Source organism: Nocardia sp. NPDC003345 (assembly GCF_053589395.1).
In genome coordinates this window covers 25592-47199 of record NZ_JBSFRU010000006.1, presented here as the reverse complement: position 1 = coordinate 47199, position 21608 = coordinate 25592, and the positions used below count along the sequence as shown (strand labels likewise).

Genomic DNA, 21608 nt, shown 5'->3' with positions numbered 1-21608 from the left:
TTCCATGGAAGCACTGATCGGGCAGTTGTTCACCGGCCTGAGCCTGGGCTCCATCCTGCTGCTGGCGGCCCTGGGGCTGTCGCTGACCTTCGGTCAGATGGGCGTGATCAACATGGCCCACGGCGCGTTCATCATGGCCGGCTCCTACACCGCCTACACGGTGCAGGAATACCTGGTCTCCAACGCCGAGGTCTCGCTGATCGTCTCGTTGTTCATCGGTTTCCTGGTCGGCGGTCTCATGGGCGTGGCCCTCGAGGTGACGCTGATCAAGCGGATGTACGACAGACCGCTGGACACCCTGCTGGTGACCTTCGGCGTCGGCTTGATCCTGCAGCAGGCGGCCCGGGACATCTTCGGCGCACCCGCGGTCCGCGTGGTGACTCCGGAATGGCTCGGTGGCGGGGTGGAGATCCTGGGGGCCGTGGTCCCCAAGACCCGGATCTTCATCATGCTGCTCGCGGTGCTGTGCGTGACGGCCATCGCGGTGACCATGAAATACACCGCGATGGGCCGGCGTATCCGGGCCGTGGTCCAGCACCGGGATCTGGCGGAGACCAGCGGGATCTCCAGCCGCGGCACGGATATCACCACCTTCTTCATCGGTTCCGGCCTGGCCGGGGTGGCCGGGGTGGCGCTGACGCTGATCGGCTCCACCAGTTCCAATACCGGCGCCGCCTATCTGGTGGACGCCTTCCTGGTGGTGGTCATCGGCGGGCTGGGCCAGATCCGGGGCGCGGTGATCGCCGCGGTGGCGCTGGGCCTGCTGAACTCGTTCATCGAATACAGCACTACCGCCTCGGTGGCGAAGGTGATCGTATTCGTCATCATCGTGATCTTCCTGCAGGTCCGCCCGCAGGGACTGTTCATGATCCGGTCGAGGAGTCTGGTATGAGGGAATTCCTGACCACCCGCTGGAAGGTCTATTCGGGCTTCGCGATCGCCGCCGTACTGCTGTTCGCGGTGGCGCCCGCGGTGCTCTCGGACTTCCGGCTCAATCTGCTCGGCAAGTTCCTGTGCTTCGGCATCGTCGCCGTCGGAATCGGGCTGGCCTGGGGCCGGGGCGGCATGCTCACCCTGGGCCAGGGCGTGTTCTTCGGGCTGGGCGCCTACATCATGGCCATGCATCTGAAGATCGCCGACGCGGAGTTGCGCGGCGACGACGTCCCGGATTTCATGCAGATCGCCGGGATCCGTGAACTGCCCGGCTACTGGGCGCCGTTCGCCTCGCCGCTGGTGACGATCCTGGGCATCCTGATCATCCCGCCGCTGGTGGCGGTGTTGCTGGGCTTGGGCGTGTTCAAACGCAAGGTCAAGGGCGCGTATTTCGCGATCCTGTCGCAGGCGCTGGCCGCGGCGTTCGCGATCCTGCTGGTGGGTCAGCAGTCCACCGGCGGCAGTAACGGCCTCAACCGGTTCCGCAGTTTCTTCGGCCTGGCCCTCAACGACCCGGTCAACCGGCGGCTGCTGTTCTTCATCGCGGCCGCCACCCTGCTGGTGATCGTCGCGGTGACCCGGCAGCTGATGTACAGCCGCTACGGCGAACTGCTGGTCGCGGTACGCGATCAGGAGGAGCGGGTGCGGTTCCTCGGCTACGACCCGGCCAATGTGAAAGTGGTCGCCTATGCGGTGGCCGCGCTGTTCGCCGGTATCGCCGGTGCCCTGTTCGTGCCGATCGTCGGGATCATCTCCCCGGCCGATATCGGGATCGTGCCCTCGATCGCCTTCCTGACCGGTGTCGCCATCGGCGGCCGCACCACACTGCTGGGCCCCGTGTTGGGCGCGATCGCGGTCGCGTGGGCGCAGACGAGTCTTTCGGAGAACTTCCCGTCCGGCTGGGTCTACGCCCAGGGCGTGCTCTTCATCGTCGTGGTCGGTTTCTTCCCGGCGGGTCTGGCCGGTCTGTTCGCGCTGATTCGCCGGAAACGGCGGACCGACGAGGAGGACCCGGCGCCACCGGCCGGTCCGGCGAAAGAACCCGCGCCCGCTACCCCGGTAGGAGTGTCATGACCGAGCAGACGACGACCGTGGCCGGACCGGTCGCCGGCGGCAACGCCGGCATGCACAGCGATTACCTCGAGGTCCGCGGGCTGACCGTCGAATTCGACGGGTTCAAGGCGGTGTCGAATGTGGATCTGACCCTGTTCCAGGGCGATCTGCGATTCCTCATCGGCCCCAACGGTGCCGGGAAGACCACCATGATCGACGCGATCACCGGTCTGGTGCCGGCCACCGGATCGGTCACCAAATCGGGGGTGGAACTGCTCGGTAAGAAGGTGCATCAGATCGCCCGCTTGGGCGTGGGCCGCACCTTCCAGACCGCGAGCGTGTTCGAGGAACTCTCGGTACTGCAGAACCTCGATATCGCGGCGGGCGCGGGCCGGTCGGTGTGGACCATGCTGCGCCGCCGCCCGGCCGAGGTCTCCGAGTCGATCGAACAGGCACTGGAGACCATCGGGCTCACGAAGCTGCGGGACAAACCCGCCGGCACGCTGGCGCACGGTCAGAAGCAGTGGCTCGAGATCGGCATGCTGCTCGTGCAGAACGCCTCGGTGCTGCTGCTGGACGAACCGGTCGCCGGGATGAGCCAGGAGGAACGCGAGGAGACCGGGAACCTGCTGCGGCGTATCGGCGGTGAACGCACCGTGGTGGTCGTCGAACACGATATGGACTTCATGCGCAACTTCGCCACATCGGTGACGGTGCTGGCGCGCGGCGCGGTCCTGGCCGACGGGTCGGTGGCCGAGGTCCAGGCCGATCCGGCCGTGCAGGAGGCGTATCTGGGCACCGCCGCCGAACCCGGCCCCTCGGACGAGCCGGGGCCGGACGCGGCGGCACAGCGCGCGAAGACCAACGGACAGGGAGAGTAGGCGATGCTGGAACTCATCGACGTCCACGCCGGCTACGGGCGCACCGAGGTCGTACACGGGGTCGGGATCGAGGTCCCGGCCGACGGGGTCGCCGCGATCATGGGCCATAACGGGGCCGGGAAGACCACTCTGCTGCGGGCGGCGGTCGGGCTGGTGAAAACCGGCCGCGGCCGGATCCGGTTCGACGGCGCGGATATCACGGGGCTGCGGCCCAGTGCCCGGGTGAAACGTGGATTGGCCTATGTCCCGCAGGGGCAGCAGTGCTTCGGGCACCTCACCACCGCCGAGAATCTGCGGGTGGTGGCGGACGGCCGCAAACGCGGCGCGGCGCTCATCGACGAGCAGCTGGATCTGTTCCCGGCGTTGAAAGAACTGCTGAACCGCCGCGCGGGACTGCTGTCCGGCGGTCAGCGCCAGCAATTGGCCATCGCCCGCGCCCTCATCACCGAACCGCGCATGCTCATCCTCGACGAACCCACCGAGGGCATCCAGCCGTCGGTGGTGGCCGAGATCGAGAACACCATCACCGGCCTGGTGAAACGGGGCGGACTGGGAGTGCTGCTGGTGGAACAGCACATCGGTTTCGCGCTGCGGGCCGCCGGCCGGTACTACGTCCTGGAGAGCGGCCGCGTGACCTCGACGGGGGCGGGCGGCGCCGAGGCCGTCGACACCGTCCGCGCAGCCATGACTCTCTAGGCTGCGCGTCGTGACCGAACCACGAAGCAAACGCGAATCACGCAGCGACACTGTGTACAAGGCGCTGCGCGACGAACTCATGGCCGGTGCCCTGGCGCCGGACGAGCGGCTCGGCGAAGAACGGCTGGCCGAGCGCTACGGTGTCTCGCGCACCCCGGTGCGCGAGGCGCTGGCCCGGCTGCAGGCCGACGGTCTGGTCGACCGCCACGACACCGGCCTGTTCCCCTACCGCCCGCGCCTGGACACCCTGGGCGACTACTACGAGTTGCGGATCACGCTGGAGGTCCAGGGGATCGCCCGTGTCCTCGACGACCCCGAACTGGGACACGACCGCGCGATCCTGGGCCCGGAGATCGACCGCTGGCGGACCTTCCGCACCGCGCCCCCCGACCCGGACGCCGGTTTCGTCATCGCCGACGAGCAGTTCCACACCGTACTGCTGGACGCTTCCGGCAACCACGCTCTCACCGACGCCCTGAAAACCGTGAACGCCCGGATCCGCCCGGTCCGGATGTTCGACTACCTCACCCCCGACCGCATGCTCGCCACCATCGAGGAACACATCGCCATCGGCGAGGCCGTCCTCGACCGCGACCTCACCGGCGCCCGCGAACAGCTCCTCGCCCATATCGACCAATCCCGTCGTGTGGTGGCCGACCGCGCCGGTCAGGTGCTCCAGCTGACCCGTATGGCCCGCGCGACCAAGACCTGAGACTCCCGGCTACTCCGGTAGCCGCACTGTCCACGCCGAGAGGACCGACCGTGACCGAGACCGCCCCGCAGCTGTATACGCCACTGCATACACCCCTGCCCGAATGCCTGCTGATCGCCAACCGCGGTGAGATCGCCTGCCGCATCCTGCGCACCGCCCGGCGGCTGGGGATCGAAACGGTCGCGGTGTTCTCCGATGCCGACGAGGGGTCGCGGCATGTGCGGCTGGCCGATCGCGCGGTCCGGCTCGGGCCGGCACCGGCGGCCGAGTCGTATCTGCGTGCCGAGGCGGTGATCGAGGCGGCGCTGTCCACCGGGGCCACCGCCATTCACCCCGGTTACGGGTTCCTCTCCGAGAACGCCGATTTCGCGGCGGAGGTGGAGGCCGCCGGGATCGCGTTCGTCGGCCCGGCCGCCGAACATCTGCGGCTCTTCGGCGATAAGCACAGCGCCCGTGAGGCCGCGTCGGCGGCCGGGGTACCGCTGGTCGCGGGCAGCGGTATCCTCTCCGGACTCGACGAAGCGCTGGCGGAGGCCGAACGTATCGGCTATCCGGTGATGCTCAAGGCCGCCGGGGGCGGCGGCGGGATCGGGATGGCCGCCTGTGACGGACCGGCCGAACTCACCGAGGCCTATCAGCGCGTGATCCGGCTGGCGCAGAACAACTTCGGCTCCTCGGCGGTGTATCTGGAGCGTTTCGTGGCCCGTGCCCGCCATGTGGAGGTGCAGATCTTCGGCGACGGCCGGGGTCGCGCGGTCTCGCTGGGCACCCGCGACTGCAGCCTGCAGCGCCGCAACCAGAAGGTCATCGAGGAGGCGCCCGCGCCGGGCCTGCCCTATGCGGTGAGCGAACGGCTGCTCGAATCGAGCCGGAAACTGCTCGGCGAGGTCGGCTACCGGTCGGCGGGAACGGTCGAGTTCATCTACGACGTGGACCGCGGCGAGGCGTCGTTCCTGGAGGTGAACACCCGCCTGCAGGTGGAACATCCGGTCACCGAGGCCGTCACGGGCGTCGATCTGGTGGAGTGGATGCTGCGGCTGGCCGGTGGGGAAACGGCGTTCCTCGACGCGGTTCCCGACGCCGGCCCGCCCATCAGCGGTTTCGCGGTGGAGGCCCGCGTCTACGCCGAGGACCCCGGCAACGACTACCGTCCCGGCGCGGGCACGCTGACCGGGGTCGAGATCCCCGAGACCACCGCCCGGGTGGAGACCTGGGTCGAAACCGGTACCGAGATCAGCCCCTATTACGACCCGCTGATCGCCAAGATCATCACCTCCGGGGAGAGCCGCCCCGAGGCGCTGCACCGGCTGCGCGCCGCCCTCGACGAGACCCGCATGTTCGGTATCACCACGAACCTGCCCCAGCTGCGAGCCGCCGCGACCAGCTCCCCCATGCTCGATGCCCGCCACACCACCGCGACCCTCGGCAGTCTGGCCACCATCCGTCCGCGGCTGGAGGTGCTGCGCGCGGGAGTGTCCACGACCATCCAGGATTTCCCGGGCCGGCTCGGCCTGTGGAGCGTGGGTATCCCGCCGTCGGGCGCGTTCGACGATCTGTCCTTCCAGCTCGCCAACCACGCGGTGGGGAATTCGCTCGGTGAGAACGGCCTGGAGGCGACCCTGCTGGGTCCGCGGCTGCGCTGCACCGACACCACCGTCATCTGCGTGACCGGCGCCGAGGCCACGGTCACCGTGGACGACGAACCGGTTCCGATGTGGGAGCCGGTGACGGTGCCCGCCGGATCGGTCGTGGATATCGGCGCCCCCACCGATACCGGTCTGCGCACCTACCTCGCCGTCCGCGGCGGCATCCTCGCCCCCGACTACCACGGCAGCGCTTCGACCTTCACCCTCGGCGGGTTCGGCGGTATCACCGGCCGCGCCGTGGCCACCGGTGACATCCTCGGTATCAAACCCGACGCCGGCGGTCTGCTGGACCCGGCCCCGATTCCCGCCGCGGAGCGCCCCGAATTCGCCCACACCTGGTACGTCGGCGTCGGTGAGGGTCCCCAACCCGCACCCGACTACTTCACCCCAGCCGATATCGCGCAGTTCTACGAATCCACCTGGCAGGTGCAGGCCCACGCCAACCGCACCGGCCTGCGGCTGGCGGGCCCGAAACCGACCTGGGCGCGTAGCGACGGCGGCGACGCCGGACTGCATCCCTCCAACCTGCACGACTGCCCCTACAGCGTCGGCGCGCTCAACCTCTCCGGTGACACCCCCATCCTGCTCGGCCCCGACGGGCCCAGCCTGGGCGGTTTCGCCTGCCCGCTCACCGTGGTCTCCGCGCACCGCTGGAAACTGGGCCAGATGCGGCCCGGCGACCAGGTCCGCTTCGTACCGGTCGCCGACGAACGCACCGGCCCACTGCGGTCCTCCCCCGCCGCCCGCGGCCGCAACGCCGGCAGCCCGGAACTGCTCGGCGCGCGGGAAGAAGACGACGGTGTCCTGGGTCGGCGCGAGGCCGGAACCGGCACCCCCGAGGTCACATACCTGCGCGGCGCCGACGACAACGTGCTCATCGAGTACGGTCCGATGGAACTGGACCTGGGCCTGCGGATGCGGGTGCACGCGCTGAGCGAACGCCTCGAGCAGGCGTCCATCCCCGGCCTGATCGATATCACTCCCGGGGTGCGCTCCCTGCACCTGCATTTCGATCCCGATGTCATCGACCAGCGTTCGGTGGTGCGACTGCTCGGCGAACTCGAGGACGATATCCCCGATACCGCCGACCTGCGGGTGCCCAGCCGCCGGATCGAACTCCCGCTCTCCTTCGACGACCCCACCATCGTGGCGGCCATCGAGCGATACGGCCACGGCGTCCGCGCGAAGGCGCCCTGGCTGCCGTCGAATATCGAGTTCATCCGGCGGATCAACGGCCTCGACAGTATCGAGGACGTGCGCCGGATCGTCTTCGACGCCACGTATATGGTGCTCGGTCTGGGCGACGTCTATCTCGGCGCGCCGCTGGCCGTACCGCTCGACCCCCGACACCGCCTGGCGACCACCAAATACAACCCCGCCCGCACGTGGACGCCCTCCGACGCGGTCGGTATCGGTGGCAAATACCTGTGCGTGTACGGCATGGAATCCCCCGGCGGGTACCAGCTGGTGGGCCGTACCGTCCCGATCTGGTCCGGTTACCGTCAGCGCGCCCCGTTCGAATCCGGCAAACCGTGGCTGTTCCGGTTCTTCGACCAGATCAGCTGGTATCCGGTCTCGGCCGAGGGACTGCTCGACCTGCGCGCCGATATGTCGGCGGGACGTTTCGAGATGCGGAGCACCACCACCGAGTTCGCCTTCGCCGAACATCTCGATTTCCTGGCCCGGAACGCGACCGATATCGCCGCCACCGACGAACACCGGCAGGCCGCGTTCACCGCCGAACGGCAGCGCTGGGAGGCCGACGGCGAATTCGACGCCCAGGACGATCACATCGTCGAACCCGAGGCCGACGAACTCGATCTGCCCGCGGGCGCCCATCTCGCCGCCGCCCCCATGATGGCCAATGTCTGGCGGGTGGAGGTCGCCGAGGGCGACCGGGTCGAGGCCGGCGCCACCCTGCTCGTCCTCGAGGCGATGAAAATGGAGCTGCCGGTGTTCGCGGAGGTCTCGGGTACCGTCCGCGCGGTCACCGTCGCGGCAGGCGATCAAGTCACAACCGGCGCACCCCTGGTGGCCATCGAAACCGAAGGAGCGGCATGACCATGGAGCAACTTCCGCTAGCGGAACCGGCGGCGGACGCGCCGGTCGGCCCGACCGAGAAGGTCACCCGGGCCTACCGCCGCATCCGGGAGACCGGCCGGCCCGAAATCTGGATCACCCTGCGCGCCGAGGCCGATCTGCTGGCCGAGGCCGCCGCCCTGGAGGCCCGGCTCGCCCGGGGTGAGCGGTTGCCGCTGGCCGGGGTGCTGCTCGCGGTCAAGGACAATATCGATATCGCCGGTATCCCCACCACCTGCGCCTGCCCCGGTTTCGCCACCACGCCAGAGCGCACTGCCCCCGCTGTGGCACGACTGACAGAACAGGGCGCGCTGGTCCTCGGCAAAACCAATCTCGACCAGTTCGCCACCGGCCTGGTCGGCACCCGCAGCCCCTACGGTCCGGTCCGCAACGCCCTGTTCCCCGATCGCGTCTCCGGCGGCAGCAGCTCCGGTTCCGCGGTCGCGGTGGCCCTCGGTATCGCCGACGCCGCGCTCGGCACCGATACCGCCGGATCCGGGCGCGTACCCGCCGCGCTCAACGGCATCGTGGGCATCAAACCGACTCTCGGCCTGGTGCCGACCACCGGCGTGGTCCCCGCCTGCCCGGACTACGACGCGGTCACCGTATTCGCTCGCGACCTCCCCCTCGCCACCGCCGTCACCCGGGCCATGATCGGCCCCGATACCGGTGATTCCCGCTCCCGCGCCTGGCCCGCGGACACCCCGCTCGGCGCCCCCGCCCGGACTACCCTCGCGATCCCCGCCGACCACAACCTGACTTCCCTCACCCCCGCCTACCGTGCCGCGTTCGACGCCACCGTCGAGCGCTGGCGGGCGAGCGGGGGCGCGGTAGCGACCGTCGATATCACCGAACTCCTCGACGCCGCCCGGCTGCTCTACGACGGCGCCATCGTCGCCCAGCGTTATGCCGCGGTGGGCGAATTCCTCAGCGGGGCGCCCGAAGGCGCCGACCCCGTCGTCGCCGCGATCATCGGCGGCGGCGAGGTCCCCGCCGCCCACTCCTACGTCACCGACCTCGGCCGCCTCGCCCACGCGGCGGCCGCCGCCCGCGACCTGTTCGCCGACCACCCCGCCCTGCTGCTCCCCACCACCACCGAACATCCCACCCTCGACGCGGTGGCCGCGGAACCGGTGGCGATCAACAGCCGGATGGGCACCTTCACCAACTTCTGCAACCTTCTCGACCTGGCCGGGGTCGCGGTCCCGGGCGAGGCTACCGCCGACGGCGATCCGTTCGGCGTCATGCTGATCACCCCCGCGTTCGCCGATCAGGTCGGTCTCGATCTGGCCGCCCGGCTGCTGGACGAACCCGCACCGCTGCTCACCGATACGGGTACCGAACTCCTCGTCGTCGGCGCGCATCTACGCGGCCTGCCGCTGCATCACCAGCTGGAAAGCGCGCAGGCCCGTTTCCTCGGCGAGGTCACGACCGCGGCCGCATACCGGATGGTCGCCCTGCCCGCCACTCCGCCGAAGCCCGGAATGCTGCGGGTCGGCACCGGGTCCGGGGCCTCGCTACCGGGCGAGTTGTATCGGCTTTCCCCCGCCGCGCTGGGGACCTTCCTGAGCAATCTGCCCGCACCCATGACGCTGGGCAAGGTCGAATTGGATTCCGGCGAATGGGTGACGGGCTTCGCCTGCGACTACGAATCATCACGTGACGCCACCGATATCACCGAGTACGGGGGGTGGCGGAACTATCTGAACTCCGATCGGTGATACCGATCCCCGGAATCCCGATCACCGCTTCGCAGCGACGGCGTAATACCGGCCCACCGTACCGATGAGGGGCGCGATGAGCCGGCCGCCGAGGGCCACCCTCATATCCCGTCCTGCGAATCACAGCGGCCGGTGGAGCGAGTTGCCGGACTCACCCCACCGGCCGTTGCGCCCGCGATAGCCGCTGGTTCGCCCGAGCGGCCGTCACGACGACGTCGCTGGTCTTTTTATCCGAATGCCCTACAGCGCGACCAGTTCCGCAATATTCTCATCCCATGAGCAGACATGCGTCGTGGCCGGCGAAAACCTTTGCCATAGCGTGTATTACGACCCTGGGTCTCATCGCCGGGCCACCGGCCGCCCACGCCGCCCCCGAAGACACCCTGTGCGGCTTCACCTATCCGACCCCGGACGACTTCTCCGTCACCGCCGGCAGCAAGGTGACCGCAACCCCCGGCGTATCCGGATCCGTCGATCTGAGGATGTACACCGATGCCGCGTCGGAGGCCGGGTACGACCAGCGATTCGGCGTCACTTGGGCGAATCTCGACACCGGACGCAACGGTGTGGCCGAGGAGAACGCCCGCGTCCAGGGCCCGGAAACCGTGCTCACGATTGCCGGCGTCACCACCGAGCCCGGCCGGATCGCGTTCGTGCTGAGCGCGTCCAACCACGGCTCCGACCAGAACTACACCTACGGGGATTGCAGCGCCGAATACGTGGTGCCCTGACCCGCCCGTTTCATCCCTTGCCATATCCGGCGGCGTCCGAATACCGCATACTTCACACCCCGGATTGCTGGTTAGGATTGACTAACCTAATCCGATCCCGCTAGCGTTTTGCGTACCCGGGCGGTCTTCGCTGTGCGATTGCCGGCCGGGTCGCGCCGGTGGACCCGCCGAGCGGTACCCGACACCGCCCGCGTCCCCGCCGCGGCTCTTGCTCGTTGGTCGGAAGGGGCCTGCCGTCATGTCCAGATTCATCAGATTCGCCACCGTCTGTATCCTCGCCGCACTCGTGGGACTGGGTATGGCGCAACCGGCTTCGGCCGATGTCTCGATCCGGGATTCCTCCGCCTCGGACCTCTACGTCAGCGCCGCGACCCCGAGCCTGCTGCAGCTCGAGAAGCAGTTCGCGGCGTTCTGGAACCCCAATATCGGCATGGACCCGAAGGTCGAGGTCAGCTACAACGGCCCGTCCGCCCGCCCGGCCCTCGAGCGGGTGATGGCCAACAGCTCCACCATGGACTTCTTCTCCATCCAGGGTCGCGCCATCGGCCCGGTGCAGGTCAACGGCAACTCCATGTCGGTCACCATGCACGGCCTGATGGCCGGTTTCCCCGCGCAGAACAACAAGTACTTCTACATCCGCGACGCCGGCCTGTGGAAGTTCGACTGGAAGCAGACCTGCGCCGCCATGCAGTGCTCGGGTAACCCCAGCTTCGGCTACTGATCCCCGGCACCACCCGATTCCGGGGCGGCTTCCCGCCGGCGCCTGCCGCGGGAAGCCGCCCCGGCGGCCGGTGCCGCCCCGGAGCATCCGAATCAGCCGCCGTGACACCATTCGAGCGCGGCACCGCACCAGCTACCCAGGACTTCCTATGATCAGCGTTCGTGGCGTGTCCAAACGCTTCGGCGAGAAAGTCGCCGTCGACGACGTCACCTTCGAGGCCGGTGAGGGCTCGATAACCTATCTCCTCGGCCCGAACGGCGCGGGCAAGACCACCGCGATGCGCATGATCGCCGGCCTGGCCCGTCCCAGTTCCGGCACCATCTCCGTGAACGGCAAGGGTCTGCGCGATTTCCGCGACACCATCCGTGAGATCGGTTTCAGCCTGGGCGCCTTCTCGCGCAACCCCGCCCACACCGCCGAACAGCATCTGCTGTGGCAGGCGCGGCTGGGCGGCGTCCCGAAATCCGATGTCGCGCCGCTGCTCGAACGAGTCGGTCTCGACAAGGTCGCGAAACGACCCGTCGGCAAATTCTCCTACGGCATGCTGCAGCGCCTCGGTATCGCCTCGGCCCTGCTCGGCGACCCGAAGACCATGGTGCTCGACGAACCGGCCAACGGCCTGGATATCGAGGGCATCATCTGGCTGCGCGAACTCCTGGTCGGTCTGGCCGCCGAGGGCAAATGCCTGCTGGTGGCCTCCCACAACCTCACCGAGGTCGAGATCACCGGCGACCGGATAGTCGTCATGGGCAAGGGCAGCGTGCTGTCCGATACGAGTAAGGACGAACTGGTGGCGGCAGGGTCGGGACCGCGTCCGCTGGAAGCGGCGTACGTCGAACTCACCAAGGGCAGCGTCGAATACGCCGCCACCGGGGGTGCCCGCGAATGATCGCCACCTACCTCGTTCGCGCCGTCCGCAGCGAACTCGCCAAACTCTCCTGGCGCAGCTCCCTCTGGTACGCAGTCGTCCCCCTCGCTGTCGTGATCCCGCTGGGCATCAATTTCGGTATCGCCAAGGCGACCGAATCCAACGCCCTCAACGGCGCCGGCGGTATGGACACCAACAACGCCGCCTACTGGATCCTCGTCTTCTCGTCGTTCATCCTGATGGCCGGCGGCGTGACCTCGCTGTGCGCCGAATTCAAGGACCAGACCGTCGAAACCGCGTTCGGTATCCAGTCCCGCCGCTGGCTGCTGCCGGTCGCGAAACTGATCGTCTTCGGGGTGATCGCCGCCGTCACCGCGCTGATCACCACCTTCGTGGTCCTCTGGGGGTTCCCGAAGCTGTTCCCCGAGATCTGGGGACGGGTGGACGTCTTCTCCGCCGAGGGCATCCAGCTCCTGCTCGGTGTCCCGCTGTACACCCTGCTGATCGCCGCCCTCGGCCTCGGCCTCTCCGCCCTGATCCCGAAGCCCGGTTTCGTGGTGATGATCGTGCTGCTGTGGAAGTTCGGGGTGGAAGTGTTCGTCACCTTCGTCCCCGGTGACCTCGGCGTCACCCTGCAACAGCTGTCACCGTTCAAGAACGGGGAGCTCGGGGTGGGGCAGCTGGCGACCATCGAGAGCCTCTTCGGGCAGAACGGGTCGCTCGCGTATTTCGCCGCGATCTGCCTGGCGATCTTCGTCATCGGCACCCTGCGCCTGTCCGCCACCGACACCAAGGGCTACTGATCCCGGGTTCGCTCTGCCCGGGCGGCACCGGAAAGCGGGTCGCACAGAGTTGACCTGAAGTGCACTCGAGTTTCTAGGCTCCGATCGAGTCGAGAATCTCGAGGAGGCGGCGCCGATGAGCGAATCCCAACGGCCGGTACGCGGTTTCACATCCGGCGATGTGCGCGAGTGGGCGTCGATCGAGGACGGCATCCGGCTGGGTGCGGTTGTCGAGGCCGACTACGGCCGGATGAGTGCGGCCTTCGTGGAGATGGACGTCGGGGCGCGGGCCGCGCTGCCCGCCCCCTACGAAGAAGTATGGATCCTCACGGCTGGTGTGATGGTCCTGGAGGGGACGGAGGGCCCCGTATCCGCGCACGCCGGGCAGCTGATCCATCTACGCGAAGCGACCCCCGGTGCATTCCGGGTCGCCGAAGATCTGCGAATGATCGCCCTGGCCCACCCTCCGGCGTGGCGGGTGGACCGTGCGGCGTGGGAGACGGTCCGGGCCCGCTCGATAGGCAAGCCGCCCGCCTCCGTGGTCACCGACCGGGCGCTCGCCGCGCGGCAGCCGCTGGAACCGTCCGCGCACGAGGGACGGGATGAGTCGGATGAGGGCGCCCGTTTCGGCCGCATCGGCGCCGATACCGCCACGACGTTCGAACTCTCCCGCGACACCGTAGTGGTCGCGACCAGGGGGCGGTTCCAAATCCACGTCGATCGGGGCGCGGGCGCTCCGGCGGCGGCCGGCACCGACGGCATCACCATGGCAGAGGAAGATTTCGTCTACCTACCTGCGGGGTCCGCCGGCACCCTGCGGACATCACCCGAATCAGCGGCCGTGTGGGCATACTTCCCACCCTGAGGGCCCCGTCCGGCTCTGGCCGCAAACGGAAAACAGCGCGCACTCGCCCCGGCCGGATATCGCCGGGCGAATCCAGTGCGGGGCAGGGGTATCGCGCCCCGCGCGTAGGGTGGGCACCGAGGGAGGGGCCCATGTTGATCGATTTCGTGCCCGACAGGGAGTTGTATCCGTTCGAATCGCGCTGGTTCGACTCGTCCGCCGGCCGGGTGCACTACATCGACGAGGGCGCCGGACCGCCGATCCTGTTCTGTCACGGCTCGCCGGCGTGGAGTTTCCTCTACCGCCATATCGTGCGGGGTCTCCGTGACCGCTTCCGCTGTATCGCCGTCGACTATCCGGGCTTCGGATTGTCCGAACGCCCCGCGGCGTTCGGCTACACGATCGCCGAACAGACCGCGGTGCTCGGGGAACTGATCGACCATCTCGGCCTCGACGATTTCATCGTGACGGGTCACGACTGGGGCGGGCCCATCGGCCTGGGCGCGGCCATGCCGCGCGCGGACCGCGTCCGGGGCATCGTGCTCGGCAATACCGTCTTCTGGCCGATCGACACGATCGCCAACCGCGCGTTCAGCGTCGTCATGAGCACCGGTCCGATGCAGCGGCGAATACTGGAGAAGAACTTCCTCATCGACCGTGTGCTACTCGGTGAACTGGGCCGCACGCTCACCACCGCCGAAGCCGAGCACTACCGGGCGGTGCAGCCCACTGCCTCGGCCCGGCGCGGGCTCGCCGTCATGCCCCGCGAAATCCGTGCCGCGCGCCCGCTGCTGGACCGGCTCGCCCACGATGTCCCCGCCCTGCTCGGCGACAAGCCGGCCCTCGCGGTATGGGGTATGCGGGATATGGTGTTCCGCCCGAAAACCTGCCTCCCGCGCCTACGCGCCACATTCACCGATCTCGACATCGTCGAACTGCCCGACGCGCGCCACTTCGTCCAGGAACACGCCCCGGACGCGATCACCTCCGCGATCGTCGACAAATTCCACTGATCGCCGGGCCACCACGACATAGAACGGATTCGATCCGTTCCGGTGTGTCCGGTCGGGCCTCTGGGTCGCCGACGCGGCCCGGCCACCCGGGCGCCGATCCTCCAGATTGAATTCAACCAAAAGGTTGAATAACCCCCACCACGAGGCTAGAGTCTTATTCAACTCAAGAGTTGAGGAAGCCCCGTGAACGACGACACCGAACAGCTCAACCGAGTGTTCGCGGCCCTGGCGGACCCGACGCGACGCAGCCTGGTCGCCCGGCTCGCCGAGGCGGACCACACCGTAGGCGAGCTGGCAGAACCGCACGCCATGACCTTGCAGGCGATCTCCAAACACGTGAAGGTCCTGGAGGACGCCGGACTGGTTACCAGAAGCAGAGATGCCCAACGCCGGCCCGTTCACCTGGACGCGGAGGTGTTCGGCCTGATGACGAAATGGATCGAACGCTATCGGCAGAAGGCGGAGGAACGCTATCAGCGTCTCGATGCCCTCCTGAACCACCTGGCCCATACCGACGACACCCGAGAGAAGGACGCATCATGACCACCACCGAGATCATCGCGGACGAGAAGGTCCCGACCATCGAAATCCGCCGGGAATTCGACGCCACCCCGGAGCAGGTCTTCCGCACCCATGTGGACCCCGAGCTCTACGCGCAATGGATCGGCCCGCGCAGCCTGACCACCCGGATCACCACATGGGACGCCCGCACCGGCGGCGCCTACGCCTTCGCGAACGATCAGGACGGCACCGAAGTCGCCGCCTTCTTCGGCAGCTTCCACGAGATCCGGCCCAACGAGCGGATCGTGTGGACCTTCACCTACACCGGCGAACCCGACGGGGTCTCACTGGAAACGCTGCTCTTCGAAGCCCTTCCGGGCGGACGCACCCGGTTGCGGACCCTCAGCGTGGTCGAGAGTTTCGAGATCAGGGACGCCATACTGGCCAGCGGTATGAACGTCGGCGTGGAAGAGGGCTACGCGAAACTCGACGAACTGCTCGCGGAACAGGACCGAGATGCCCAGGACTGACGCCGGCATCCGGCATGCCCGTGACGCGGCCCGGTTCACCGAACTCGTGGAGTCCGCCGCACCGGGCGACTGGCTGCGACCGAGCCCGGTCGCGGAATGGACCGCTGTCGATATCGTCGCGCATCTGGTCGAGTGGTCCCGAAGCTTGTTCGCCGGCGCCGGAATCGAACTCCCGCCCCTGGACGTCGCCGCGGATCCGGTCGCCGCATGGAAGCAGCAGGTCGCCGACATCCAGGCCGTACTCGACGACCCCGCGGGCCGGGTGCTGAGCAACCCGCATTTCGGGGAGCGGCCCGTAGCCGAGGCCATCGACGAGTTCTACACCCCCGACATCTGGATGCATTCCTGGGATCTGGCCAAGGCGCTCGGCATCGAACCCGATCTGGGGCAGGATCGCTGCGCGGCCGCGCTGGCGGCCATGGAACCGGTGGAGCCGATGCTGCGTGCGAGCGGCCAGTTCGGGACCGCGGTCCCGGTCGCCGCGAACGCCTCCCCACAGGACCGGTTGATGGCCTTCATCGGCCGCGACCCGGCCTGGCCCGCCACGGATCCCCCAGTCGAGGCCGGTGGATCCTAACGATCCCACCGCTGCCGCTCCAGCAGATCGGTCACCCGCTCCTCCGGCAGCGGCCGGTGGAAGAACCAGCCCTGCGCCGTATCGCAGCGCAACGCCCGCAACTGTTCGGCCTGGAACCGGGTTTCGACGCATTCCGCGGTGACGGTGAACCCGAGAGCGTGGGTCAACCCGACAATCGTCTCCAGCACCACCACATCGGTGGCACTGGCACTGCCGCTGTCGCGGATCCGCTGGATGAACGGGCCCGCCAGCTTCACCACCTGTAACGGCAGCTGGCCGAGATAGGCCAGGTTGGAGTAGCCGGTGCCGAAATCGTCCAGCGCGATCCGCACGCCCGCCGCCGCCAGGGCGCGCAGCGCGGCCAGTGGTCCGGCGTCGTCGGCCATGAATACCCGCTCGGTCAGCTCCAGTTGCAGGCGCTGCGGTGGAATCCCGGTGTCGGCGAGTGTTTTCTCCACCCGCGCCAGCCATCCCGGGTCGGCCACTTCCACCGCGGAGACGTTCACGCTGATCACCGGCGCGCCTTCGGGGTCGAGGTCGTACCAGCGGCGGGCGGCACGGCAGGCCTGGTCGAGGACGTAGGCGCCGAGGGCGGAGATGTGACCGTTGTCCTCGGCCAGGTCGATGAATTCGCCGGGTGAGAGCACGCCCAGGTCGGGGTGACGCCAGCGCACCAGCGCCTCCACCGCGTCGATCCGATCCCCGGCCAGGGGCACGATCGGCTGATAGTCGAGGAAGAACTCTCCGGCCGCCAACGCCTCGGGGATCGCCGCCGACAGTTCGGCACGCGCGTGCTCGCGCCGGCCGCGGTCGGGATCGAACACCGCATAGCAGCCGCGCCCGGCCGATTTCGCCCAATACATGGACGTATCGGCGGCCTGCAGGAATTCGTCCACATCGGCCCGGTCCCAGCGTTGCTCCATCACTCCGACACTGGCCCCCACCCGCAGCAGCTGACCGTTGATCTCGAAGGGTTCGGCGAAGGCCGCCAGCACGGTCTCGGCGAGCGCCGCCACCGCACCGGGACAGGCCGGGTCGGGCACCAGGATCACGAATTCGTCGCCACCCATCCGCGCGACCAGCTGCCCGGGCTCGGTGAGGCAGTCACCGAGCCGGGCACCGGCGGCCACCAGCAGCTCGTCGCCGACCGCGTGACCGTAGGTGTCGTTGATGGTTTTGAAATGGTCCAGGTCCACATAGCACAGTCCGACACCGGCATCCGGCGCGGCGAACGCGTCGGCGAGCGCGTCGAAGAAGCGGGACCGGTTCGCCAACCCGGTCAGTTGATCGTGGTGGGCCCGGTAGCGCAGGCTCGCCTGTAGTGCCCGCTGTTCGGAGATGTCCTCCACCAATACCAGCGTGTATTGCGGGGCGCCTCGGGAGTCCCGGATCAGGGAGACATTCAGATTGGTCCACACCGCGTGGCCGTCCCGGTGCGGGTAGGCCTTCTCCAGCCGGACGCTGTCGCATTCGCCGGCCATCAGCGCCCCGTACAGCTCCCACATCCCGTTCTCGTCGTCCCGGTGCGCGAGGTCGGTCACCAGCATCCCGCACATCTCCTCGGGCCGGTACCCGAGCATCTGCGCGAACGCCGTATTGACCTCGGTGATCCGCCCCGTCATATCGGAAAGCCCCGTGCCGACTCCGGCCTGCGCGAAAACCCCGCGCATCCGCGCTTCACTGGCCCGCAACTGCTCCTCGGCGGCGCGCCGGGCGACGATATCGGCGGTGCGCACACTCTCCTGTTCGGCGAGCAGCCAGCTACGGAACTCGCGCAGGTATCCGTTGGCGAAGGCGCCCAGCGTCGCGACCACCCGCGACGCCGGAATACCGGTGGCAGCGAGATGCGCGCCGAGAACATCGATACTGCGCCCCAGGACCTCATCGCCCACGAAGTGCGCGCGGGCCAGTTCGGCGCCGACGCCGACGGCCCGCTCCGGTTCCGGCTCGGGCGCGGCGGCGGCACAGATTTCGGCTGCCAGCAGCGTCAGCAATCCGGCCGTTTCGGCGGCGCTCATGGGCACGACGTGATCACGCGCTCCCTCCCGCAGCGCTGCCATCCATCGGCCGGCCAGGTCGGCATGAGAGCCCTGGGGTAACGCACCGGGCCCGGCATCCCAACCCATGAGGGCCGACTCTAGCCGCAACCGGCCTCCGATGTGGAACGTACACACTTCCGACCGATTTCGGATACCATCGCAGCCATTCGGCTCGCCGCCCGCGGTGAACGCCGAAATCGTTGGTGCGAAAGGATTTACCCGGCCGATGAGCAGACCGAGTTGGGCCCCCGAGGGTATCGACCTGGATCGCCCCAGCGCATCCCGCGTCTACGACTATTTCGTCGGCGGTATGCACAATTTCGAGATCGACCGGCAGCTCGCCCAGCAGATCGAGACATTCACGCCGAATGTCGCCGAAACCATGCGCTCGAACCGGGATCTGCTGCGCCGCTGCGTCCGTTTCCTCACCGACGAGGGCATCGACCAGTTCCTCGATATCGGCTCCGGTATCCCGACTGTCGGCAATGTGCACGAGGTCGCCCAGGCCGCCGACCCGTCGGCCCGCGTCGTCTACGTCGATATCGACCCCGTCGCGGTCGCCCACAGCGAAGCCATCCTGGCCGGTAACCCGAATGCCGCGGTAATCCGGGCCGACGCCGCCCACCCCGAGACGATCCTCGCCGACCCGAAGGTCGAGAGCCTCATCGACTTCGGAAAACCGGTCGCGGTGCTGCTGCTGGGAGTCCTGCATTTCGTCACCGACGACGCCGACCCCGCCGGCTGTGTCGCCCGCCTCGCCGCCGCCGTCCCCGCGGGCAGCTATCTGGCGATCACCCACGCCACCGCCGACGGCCAGCCGGCCGAGGTCCTCGAAGCCCAGAAACTGTCCGGCCGCACCAACACCGAGATCGTGCTCCGCACCCGCGACGAGATCGAGGCCTATTTCACTGGCTGGACCATGCTCGAGCCCGGCCTCGTCCACCTCCCCCTGTGGCGGCCGGAGAGTCCCGGCGATATCGGCGAGCACCCGGAACAGTCCGGAGCCTTCGGCGCGGTCGCCCGCAAGGACTGATCCGCCGACGGTTACGGCACCGATCGGCCGACGCTCACCCCAGCACGAAGTCGGCCGGCAGGCTGGAGTATTGGATATTCGAGCTGGTGATGCCGACCAGTACCGCGGTGCCGTCACCGACCGGCCGGTACACGGGCCCGCCCGAGTCACCGAGGGAGATGCCGGTGTATCCGTCGCATCGGGTCCCGCTGGTCAGGCCGTACCGGCAGCGCGGGTCACCCTCCGAATCGGTCGCGACCAGTCGGTTGCCATCGGGCAGCGTGTTGTGTGTCCGTGTGCCGGGCATCAGGGGGATCATGGCCCAGTCCACGTCGGGAAGCCGGGCCTCCCCGAACAACCAGAGTGTGCAGTGTCCCGCGGTGAGCGCGACCGGCTGTCCGTCCGCATAGCCGGTCGCGGTTATCGAACACAGCCCGATCGACGATCCCGGCCCCACGGCGATTCCCTCGGCGCTGCCGGGAGCGAACAGCGCCGAACCCGTAGCAGCGGAGCCCGTGGCCGAAGAGCCGAAAGAGGCCGAGCCGAAATCGAGCAGCGCGGATCCCGTATCGGCACCAGCCCCCGGTGCGAGTACGGTTCCGGCGACAGCAGCGGCAAGGCCGAATAGTGCAACAGCACGTTTGTTCACCGGTGTGGATCGAACCCACGTCCTGGTCATGCGCGATAGCGTACGGTTCCACCGCCGAGGCTCGGTGGAACTCGCGGCCGAGAGTCCCCCGGTGCGCCGTTCTCGATCCAGAACCCACCGGCGCTCGGCACTGCGCGAACCGAACGATGCCACTAGCCTGGCACCGGCTCCTACGACCGGCCGTTTCGGACGCAGGCGGCGTGCCATGCGGCGACCGGCCCGGTCACGGGGCCGACCGTGCACGAACGTCGAGTGGAGACGCGTATATGAAAAAGGCCTGCATGATCGCGGCGATGTCCTTGACCGTCCTGGGGTTCTCGGGAGCGACCGCCGCCGCCCTCCCTTCCGGTAGCGCCGATCTGCCCGGGTTGCCCGGCGCACAGCAGCCGGGCCCGCCCCCGCCGCCGGACGGCAAGAAGGTCGGTGACCCGTGCACCGCCGGTGGCGGCGTGCCGGGACACTACGAGTGGGTGCACTTGGAAAAGAGCGCCGCCGAGCACTACGGGACCGAATGGATGTTCGTCTGCCAACCGAACTGACCGGGTGGACACGGCGGTGCGGGACCAACCGCACCGCCCCCGCACTCGGCGCGGTCGCACATACTTCGCACCGAACCCCGGTCAGCGCCGATCGCGTACGAGCAGATAGTGCAGCCGAAGCGCCGTGGCCCGGCCGATCGCCAAACTGTGATCGGTACGCACCAGCCCCGCGCCGTCCGGGAAGACATCGAACCGTTCGTGAATCGGCACCCGAGCCGCCCAGGCCCGCGCCCCCTCTACGACCGTGACATACGCGCCATCGGCGCCGAAAGCACCCGGCGGGGACACCAGCCGCAACGCCCCGCTCTCCCCCACCTCGGGCCGCAGGAACACCTGCACATTCCCCAGAGGCAGCGGAAACGACACATGCACACTCGGCTGCTCGGACCCCGGCAGCCGCGTCACCCGATAGAACCCGCTGTAGATGTACTCCCCCGTAGCCCGCGAAGTCCGCAACCACGCCGCCCCGCGATACTCGCCCCGATCGTCGAACAACGTCTCGACCCGGCTGTCGATCCCACGAGCCGTATCCAGCGACCGGATCGGCAGTGCCAGCTGCCCCACCCGGCGCCCGAAGAACCGCGTGATGAACCGGCCTCCGAGCGCGAACACCGGCGACCACTGCACCCACGCCTCCATCCGCCACGCGGCGGTGTGCTCATAGAAATCCCGCACGTCGGCGTGCAGGTGGGCCGGATCGAACCCCGCCCCCGCGAGCGCGCCGATATCGGGAAGCAATCCGGCGGTGGGGTTGTCGTCGATCCGGCCACCCACCCGCTCGGCCTCGACCTTCAACCAGTTGTTCGCGACCGGTCCGGAGGGGTCGGTCAGGACCGACCCCTGCAACCAGCCGTGCTCACCCTCCAGATCGACCCGCCGCCCGAACGTCTTCCAGTACCTCCGGGTCGCGCGATCCACCATCGGCCACATATCCACGCGGTAATCATTGCCGTTATGTGGCATTCTGGTCGAGTCGAATCGAGAGTTCAGCCTCGACGCAGGCCAGCGACCGATCCGACAGCGTTTAGGACGATCGCTTACTGCCTGACCCCCACCAAGCAGCGGTAAACCGCCTCTACTA

General features: G+C 68.4%; 21 protein-coding genes. 18 read left to right on the top strand and 3 right to left on the bottom strand.

Features of this window, described 5'->3' with window-relative positions; genetic code table 11:
* The first annotated feature begins 4 nt into the window (after nt 1-4).
* The 16 genes from urtB to ACWDU1_RS01660 all read left to right on the top strand — a co-directional run bounded on the left by urtB (nt 5) and on the right by ACWDU1_RS01660 (nt 16288).
* Nucleotides 5-892 (top strand): urea ABC transporter permease subunit UrtB, encoded by an 888-nt coding sequence (urtB, locus tag ACWDU1_RS01735; protein WP_449994970.1) that lies wholly within the window; start codon nt 5-7, stop codon nt 890-892.
* A complete protein-coding gene (gene urtC / locus ACWDU1_RS01730) occupies nt 889-2007 on the top strand; it encodes an urea ABC transporter permease subunit UrtC (protein WP_449994968.1) in 1119 nt (372 codons plus the stop codon). The genes urtB and urtC overlap by 4 nt, the downstream gene beginning before the upstream one ends.
* Nucleotides 2004-2867 carry an urea ABC transporter ATP-binding protein UrtD gene (gene urtD / locus ACWDU1_RS01725; protein ID WP_449994966.1) on the top strand — a complete coding sequence of 288 codons (864 nt, stop codon included), beginning with the start codon at nt 2004-2006 and terminating at the stop codon, nt 2865-2867. Before urtC ends, urtD begins: the two co-directional genes overlap by 4 nt.
* A gap of 3 nt (nt 2868-2870) precedes the next feature.
* Entirely contained in the window at nt 2871-3563 is a 693-nt protein-coding gene (gene urtE, locus ACWDU1_RS01720) for an urea ABC transporter ATP-binding subunit UrtE (protein ID WP_449994964.1), read from the top strand.
* Nucleotides 3564-3573: 10 nt separating this feature from the next.
* A complete protein-coding gene (locus ACWDU1_RS01715) occupies nt 3574-4275 on the top strand; it encodes a GntR family transcriptional regulator (RefSeq protein ID WP_449994962.1) in 702 nt (233 codons plus the stop codon).
* 50 nt (nt 4276-4325) lie between these two features.
* The gene (gene uca / locus ACWDU1_RS01710) at nt 4326-7982 is read left to right on the top strand and encodes an urea carboxylase (RefSeq protein WP_449994960.1); all 3657 of its coding nucleotides are present in this window, start codon (nt 4326-4328) and stop codon (nt 7980-7982) included.
* Nucleotides 7979-9721: an allophanate hydrolase gene (gene atzF, locus ACWDU1_RS01705; RefSeq protein WP_449994958.1), complete on the top strand. Its 1743-nt coding sequence runs from the start codon at nt 7979-7981 to the stop codon at nt 9719-9721. Before uca ends, atzF begins: the two co-directional genes overlap by 4 nt.
* Nucleotides 9722-9996: 275 nt before the next feature.
* A complete protein-coding gene (locus tag ACWDU1_RS01700; RefSeq protein WP_449994956.1) occupies nt 9997-10452 on the top strand; it encodes a hypothetical protein in 456 nt (151 codons plus the stop codon).
* Between the two features lie 238 nt (nt 10453-10690).
* Nucleotides 10691-11173, top strand: coding sequence for a hypothetical protein (locus ACWDU1_RS01695; RefSeq protein ID WP_449994954.1), 483 nt, complete (start codon nt 10691-10693; stop codon nt 11171-11173).
* A gap of 148 nt (nt 11174-11321) precedes the next feature.
* Nucleotides 11322-12062: an ABC transporter ATP-binding protein gene (locus ACWDU1_RS01690; RefSeq protein ID WP_449994952.1), complete on the top strand. Its 741-nt coding sequence runs from the start codon at nt 11322-11324 to the stop codon at nt 12060-12062.
* The gene (locus ACWDU1_RS01685) at nt 12059-12844 is read left to right on the top strand and encodes an ABC transporter permease (RefSeq protein ID WP_449994950.1); all 786 of its coding nucleotides are present in this window, start codon (nt 12059-12061) and stop codon (nt 12842-12844) included. The genes ACWDU1_RS01690 and ACWDU1_RS01685 overlap by 4 nt, the downstream gene beginning before the upstream one ends.
* A 115-nt stretch (nt 12845-12959) precedes the next feature.
* Nucleotides 12960-13688, top strand: a complete 729-nt coding sequence (locus ACWDU1_RS01680) for a hypothetical protein (protein ID WP_449994948.1) — start codon at nt 12960-12962, stop codon at nt 13686-13688.
* 131 nt (nt 13689-13819) lie between these two features.
* Nucleotides 13820-14680: a haloalkane dehalogenase gene (locus tag ACWDU1_RS01675; protein ID WP_449994946.1), complete on the top strand. Its 861-nt coding sequence runs from the start codon at nt 13820-13822 to the stop codon at nt 14678-14680.
* Nucleotides 14681-14863: 183 nt separating this feature from the next.
* Nucleotides 14864-15223 (top strand): ArsR/SmtB family transcription factor, encoded by a 360-nt coding sequence (locus ACWDU1_RS01670; protein WP_449994944.1) that lies wholly within the window; start codon nt 14864-14866, stop codon nt 15221-15223.
* Nucleotides 15220-15711, top strand: coding sequence for an SRPBCC family protein (locus tag ACWDU1_RS01665; RefSeq protein ID WP_449994942.1), 492 nt, complete (start codon nt 15220-15222; stop codon nt 15709-15711). The genes ACWDU1_RS01670 and ACWDU1_RS01665 overlap by 4 nt, the downstream gene beginning before the upstream one ends.
* On the top strand, nt 15698-16288 hold the full coding sequence (locus ACWDU1_RS01660; protein WP_449994940.1) for a maleylpyruvate isomerase family mycothiol-dependent enzyme: 591 nt from the start codon (nt 15698-15700) through the stop codon (nt 16286-16288). Before ACWDU1_RS01665 ends, ACWDU1_RS01660 begins: the two co-directional genes overlap by 14 nt.
* Here the strand turns inward: ACWDU1_RS01660 and ACWDU1_RS01655 are convergent.
* The gene (locus ACWDU1_RS01655; RefSeq protein WP_449994938.1) at nt 16285-18414 is read right to left on the bottom strand and encodes a putative bifunctional diguanylate cyclase/phosphodiesterase; all 2130 of its coding nucleotides are present in this window, start codon (nt 18412-18414) and stop codon (nt 16285-16287) included. The two genes, ACWDU1_RS01660 and ACWDU1_RS01655, sit on opposite strands and share 4 nt — an antisense overlap.
* Nucleotides 18415-18553: 139 nt before the next feature.
* On the opposite strand from ACWDU1_RS01655, the gene ACWDU1_RS01650 reads away from it, so the two are divergent.
* On the top strand, nt 18554-19360 hold the full coding sequence (locus tag ACWDU1_RS01650) for an SAM-dependent methyltransferase (RefSeq protein ID WP_449994936.1): 807 nt from the start codon (nt 18554-18556) through the stop codon (nt 19358-19360).
* Nucleotides 19361-19394: 34 nt separating this feature from the next.
* On the opposite strand, the gene ACWDU1_RS01645 is transcribed toward ACWDU1_RS01650, so the two are convergent.
* Entirely contained in the window at nt 19395-20018 is a 624-nt protein-coding gene (locus tag ACWDU1_RS01645; RefSeq protein WP_449994934.1) for a hypothetical protein, read from the bottom strand.
* Nucleotides 20019-20281: 263 nt separating this feature from the next.
* On the opposite strand from ACWDU1_RS01645, the gene ACWDU1_RS01640 reads away from it, so the two are divergent.
* A complete protein-coding gene (locus ACWDU1_RS01640) occupies nt 20282-20527 on the top strand; it encodes a hypothetical protein (protein ID WP_449994932.1) in 246 nt (81 codons plus the stop codon).
* Between the two features lie 81 nt (nt 20528-20608).
* On the opposite strand, the gene ACWDU1_RS01635 is transcribed toward ACWDU1_RS01640, so the two are convergent.
* Nucleotides 20609-21457 carry a hypothetical protein gene (locus ACWDU1_RS01635; protein ID WP_449994990.1) on the bottom strand — a complete coding sequence of 283 codons (849 nt, stop codon included), beginning with the start codon at nt 21455-21457 and terminating at the stop codon, nt 20609-20611.
* Nucleotides 21458-21608: the final 151 nt, after the last annotated feature.

What these genes read in the sequence shown, in the direction of transcription:
- urtB (WP_449994970.1), top strand. Translation starts at nt 5, where the DNA reads ATGGAAGCACTGATCGGGCAGTTGTTCACCGGCCTGAGCCTGGGCTCC.
- urtC (WP_449994968.1), top strand. Translation starts at nt 889, where the DNA reads ATGAGGGAATTCCTGACCACCCGCTGGAAGGTCTATTCGGGCTTCGCG.
- urtD (WP_449994966.1), top strand. Translation starts at nt 2,004, where the DNA reads ATGACCGAGCAGACGACGACCGTGGCCGGACCGGTCGCCGGCGGCAAC.
- urtE (WP_449994964.1), top strand. Translation starts at nt 2,871, where the DNA reads ATGCTGGAACTCATCGACGTCCACGCCGGCTACGGGCGCACCGAGGTC.
- atzF (WP_449994958.1), top strand. Translation starts at nt 7,979, where the DNA reads ATGACCATGGAGCAACTTCCGCTAGCGGAACCGGCGGCGGACGCGCCG.
- ACWDU1_RS01700 (WP_449994956.1), top strand. Translation starts at nt 9,997, where the DNA reads ATGAGCAGACATGCGTCGTGGCCGGCGAAAACCTTTGCCATAGCGTGT.
- ACWDU1_RS01695 (WP_449994954.1), top strand. Translation starts at nt 10,691, where the DNA reads ATGTCCAGATTCATCAGATTCGCCACCGTCTGTATCCTCGCCGCACTC.
- ACWDU1_RS01690 (WP_449994952.1), top strand. Translation starts at nt 11,322, where the DNA reads ATGATCAGCGTTCGTGGCGTGTCCAAACGCTTCGGCGAGAAAGTCGCC.
- ACWDU1_RS01685 (WP_449994950.1), top strand. Translation starts at nt 12,059, where the DNA reads ATGATCGCCACCTACCTCGTTCGCGCCGTCCGCAGCGAACTCGCCAAA.
- ACWDU1_RS01680 (WP_449994948.1), top strand. Translation starts at nt 12,960, where the DNA reads ATGAGCGAATCCCAACGGCCGGTACGCGGTTTCACATCCGGCGATGTG.
- ACWDU1_RS01675 (WP_449994946.1), top strand. Translation starts at nt 13,820, where the DNA reads ATGTTGATCGATTTCGTGCCCGACAGGGAGTTGTATCCGTTCGAATCG.
- ACWDU1_RS01665 (WP_449994942.1), top strand. Translation starts at nt 15,220, where the DNA reads ATGACCACCACCGAGATCATCGCGGACGAGAAGGTCCCGACCATCGAA.
- ACWDU1_RS01660 (WP_449994940.1), top strand. Translation starts at nt 15,698, where the DNA reads ATGCCCAGGACTGACGCCGGCATCCGGCATGCCCGTGACGCGGCCCGG.
- ACWDU1_RS01655 (WP_449994938.1), bottom strand. Translation starts at nt 18,414, where the DNA reads ATGGGTTGGGATGCCGGGCCCGGTGCGTTACCCCAGGGCTCTCATGCC.
- ACWDU1_RS01650 (WP_449994936.1), top strand. Translation starts at nt 18,554, where the DNA reads ATGAGCAGACCGAGTTGGGCCCCCGAGGGTATCGACCTGGATCGCCCC.
- ACWDU1_RS01645 (WP_449994934.1), bottom strand. Translation starts at nt 20,018, where the DNA reads ATGACCAGGACGTGGGTTCGATCCACACCGGTGAACAAACGTGCTGTT.
- ACWDU1_RS01640 (WP_449994932.1), top strand. Translation starts at nt 20,282, where the DNA reads ATGTCCTTGACCGTCCTGGGGTTCTCGGGAGCGACCGCCGCCGCCCTC.
- ACWDU1_RS01635 (WP_449994990.1), bottom strand. Translation starts at nt 21,457, where the DNA reads ATGTGGCCGATGGTGGATCGCGCGACCCGGAGGTACTGGAAGACGTTC.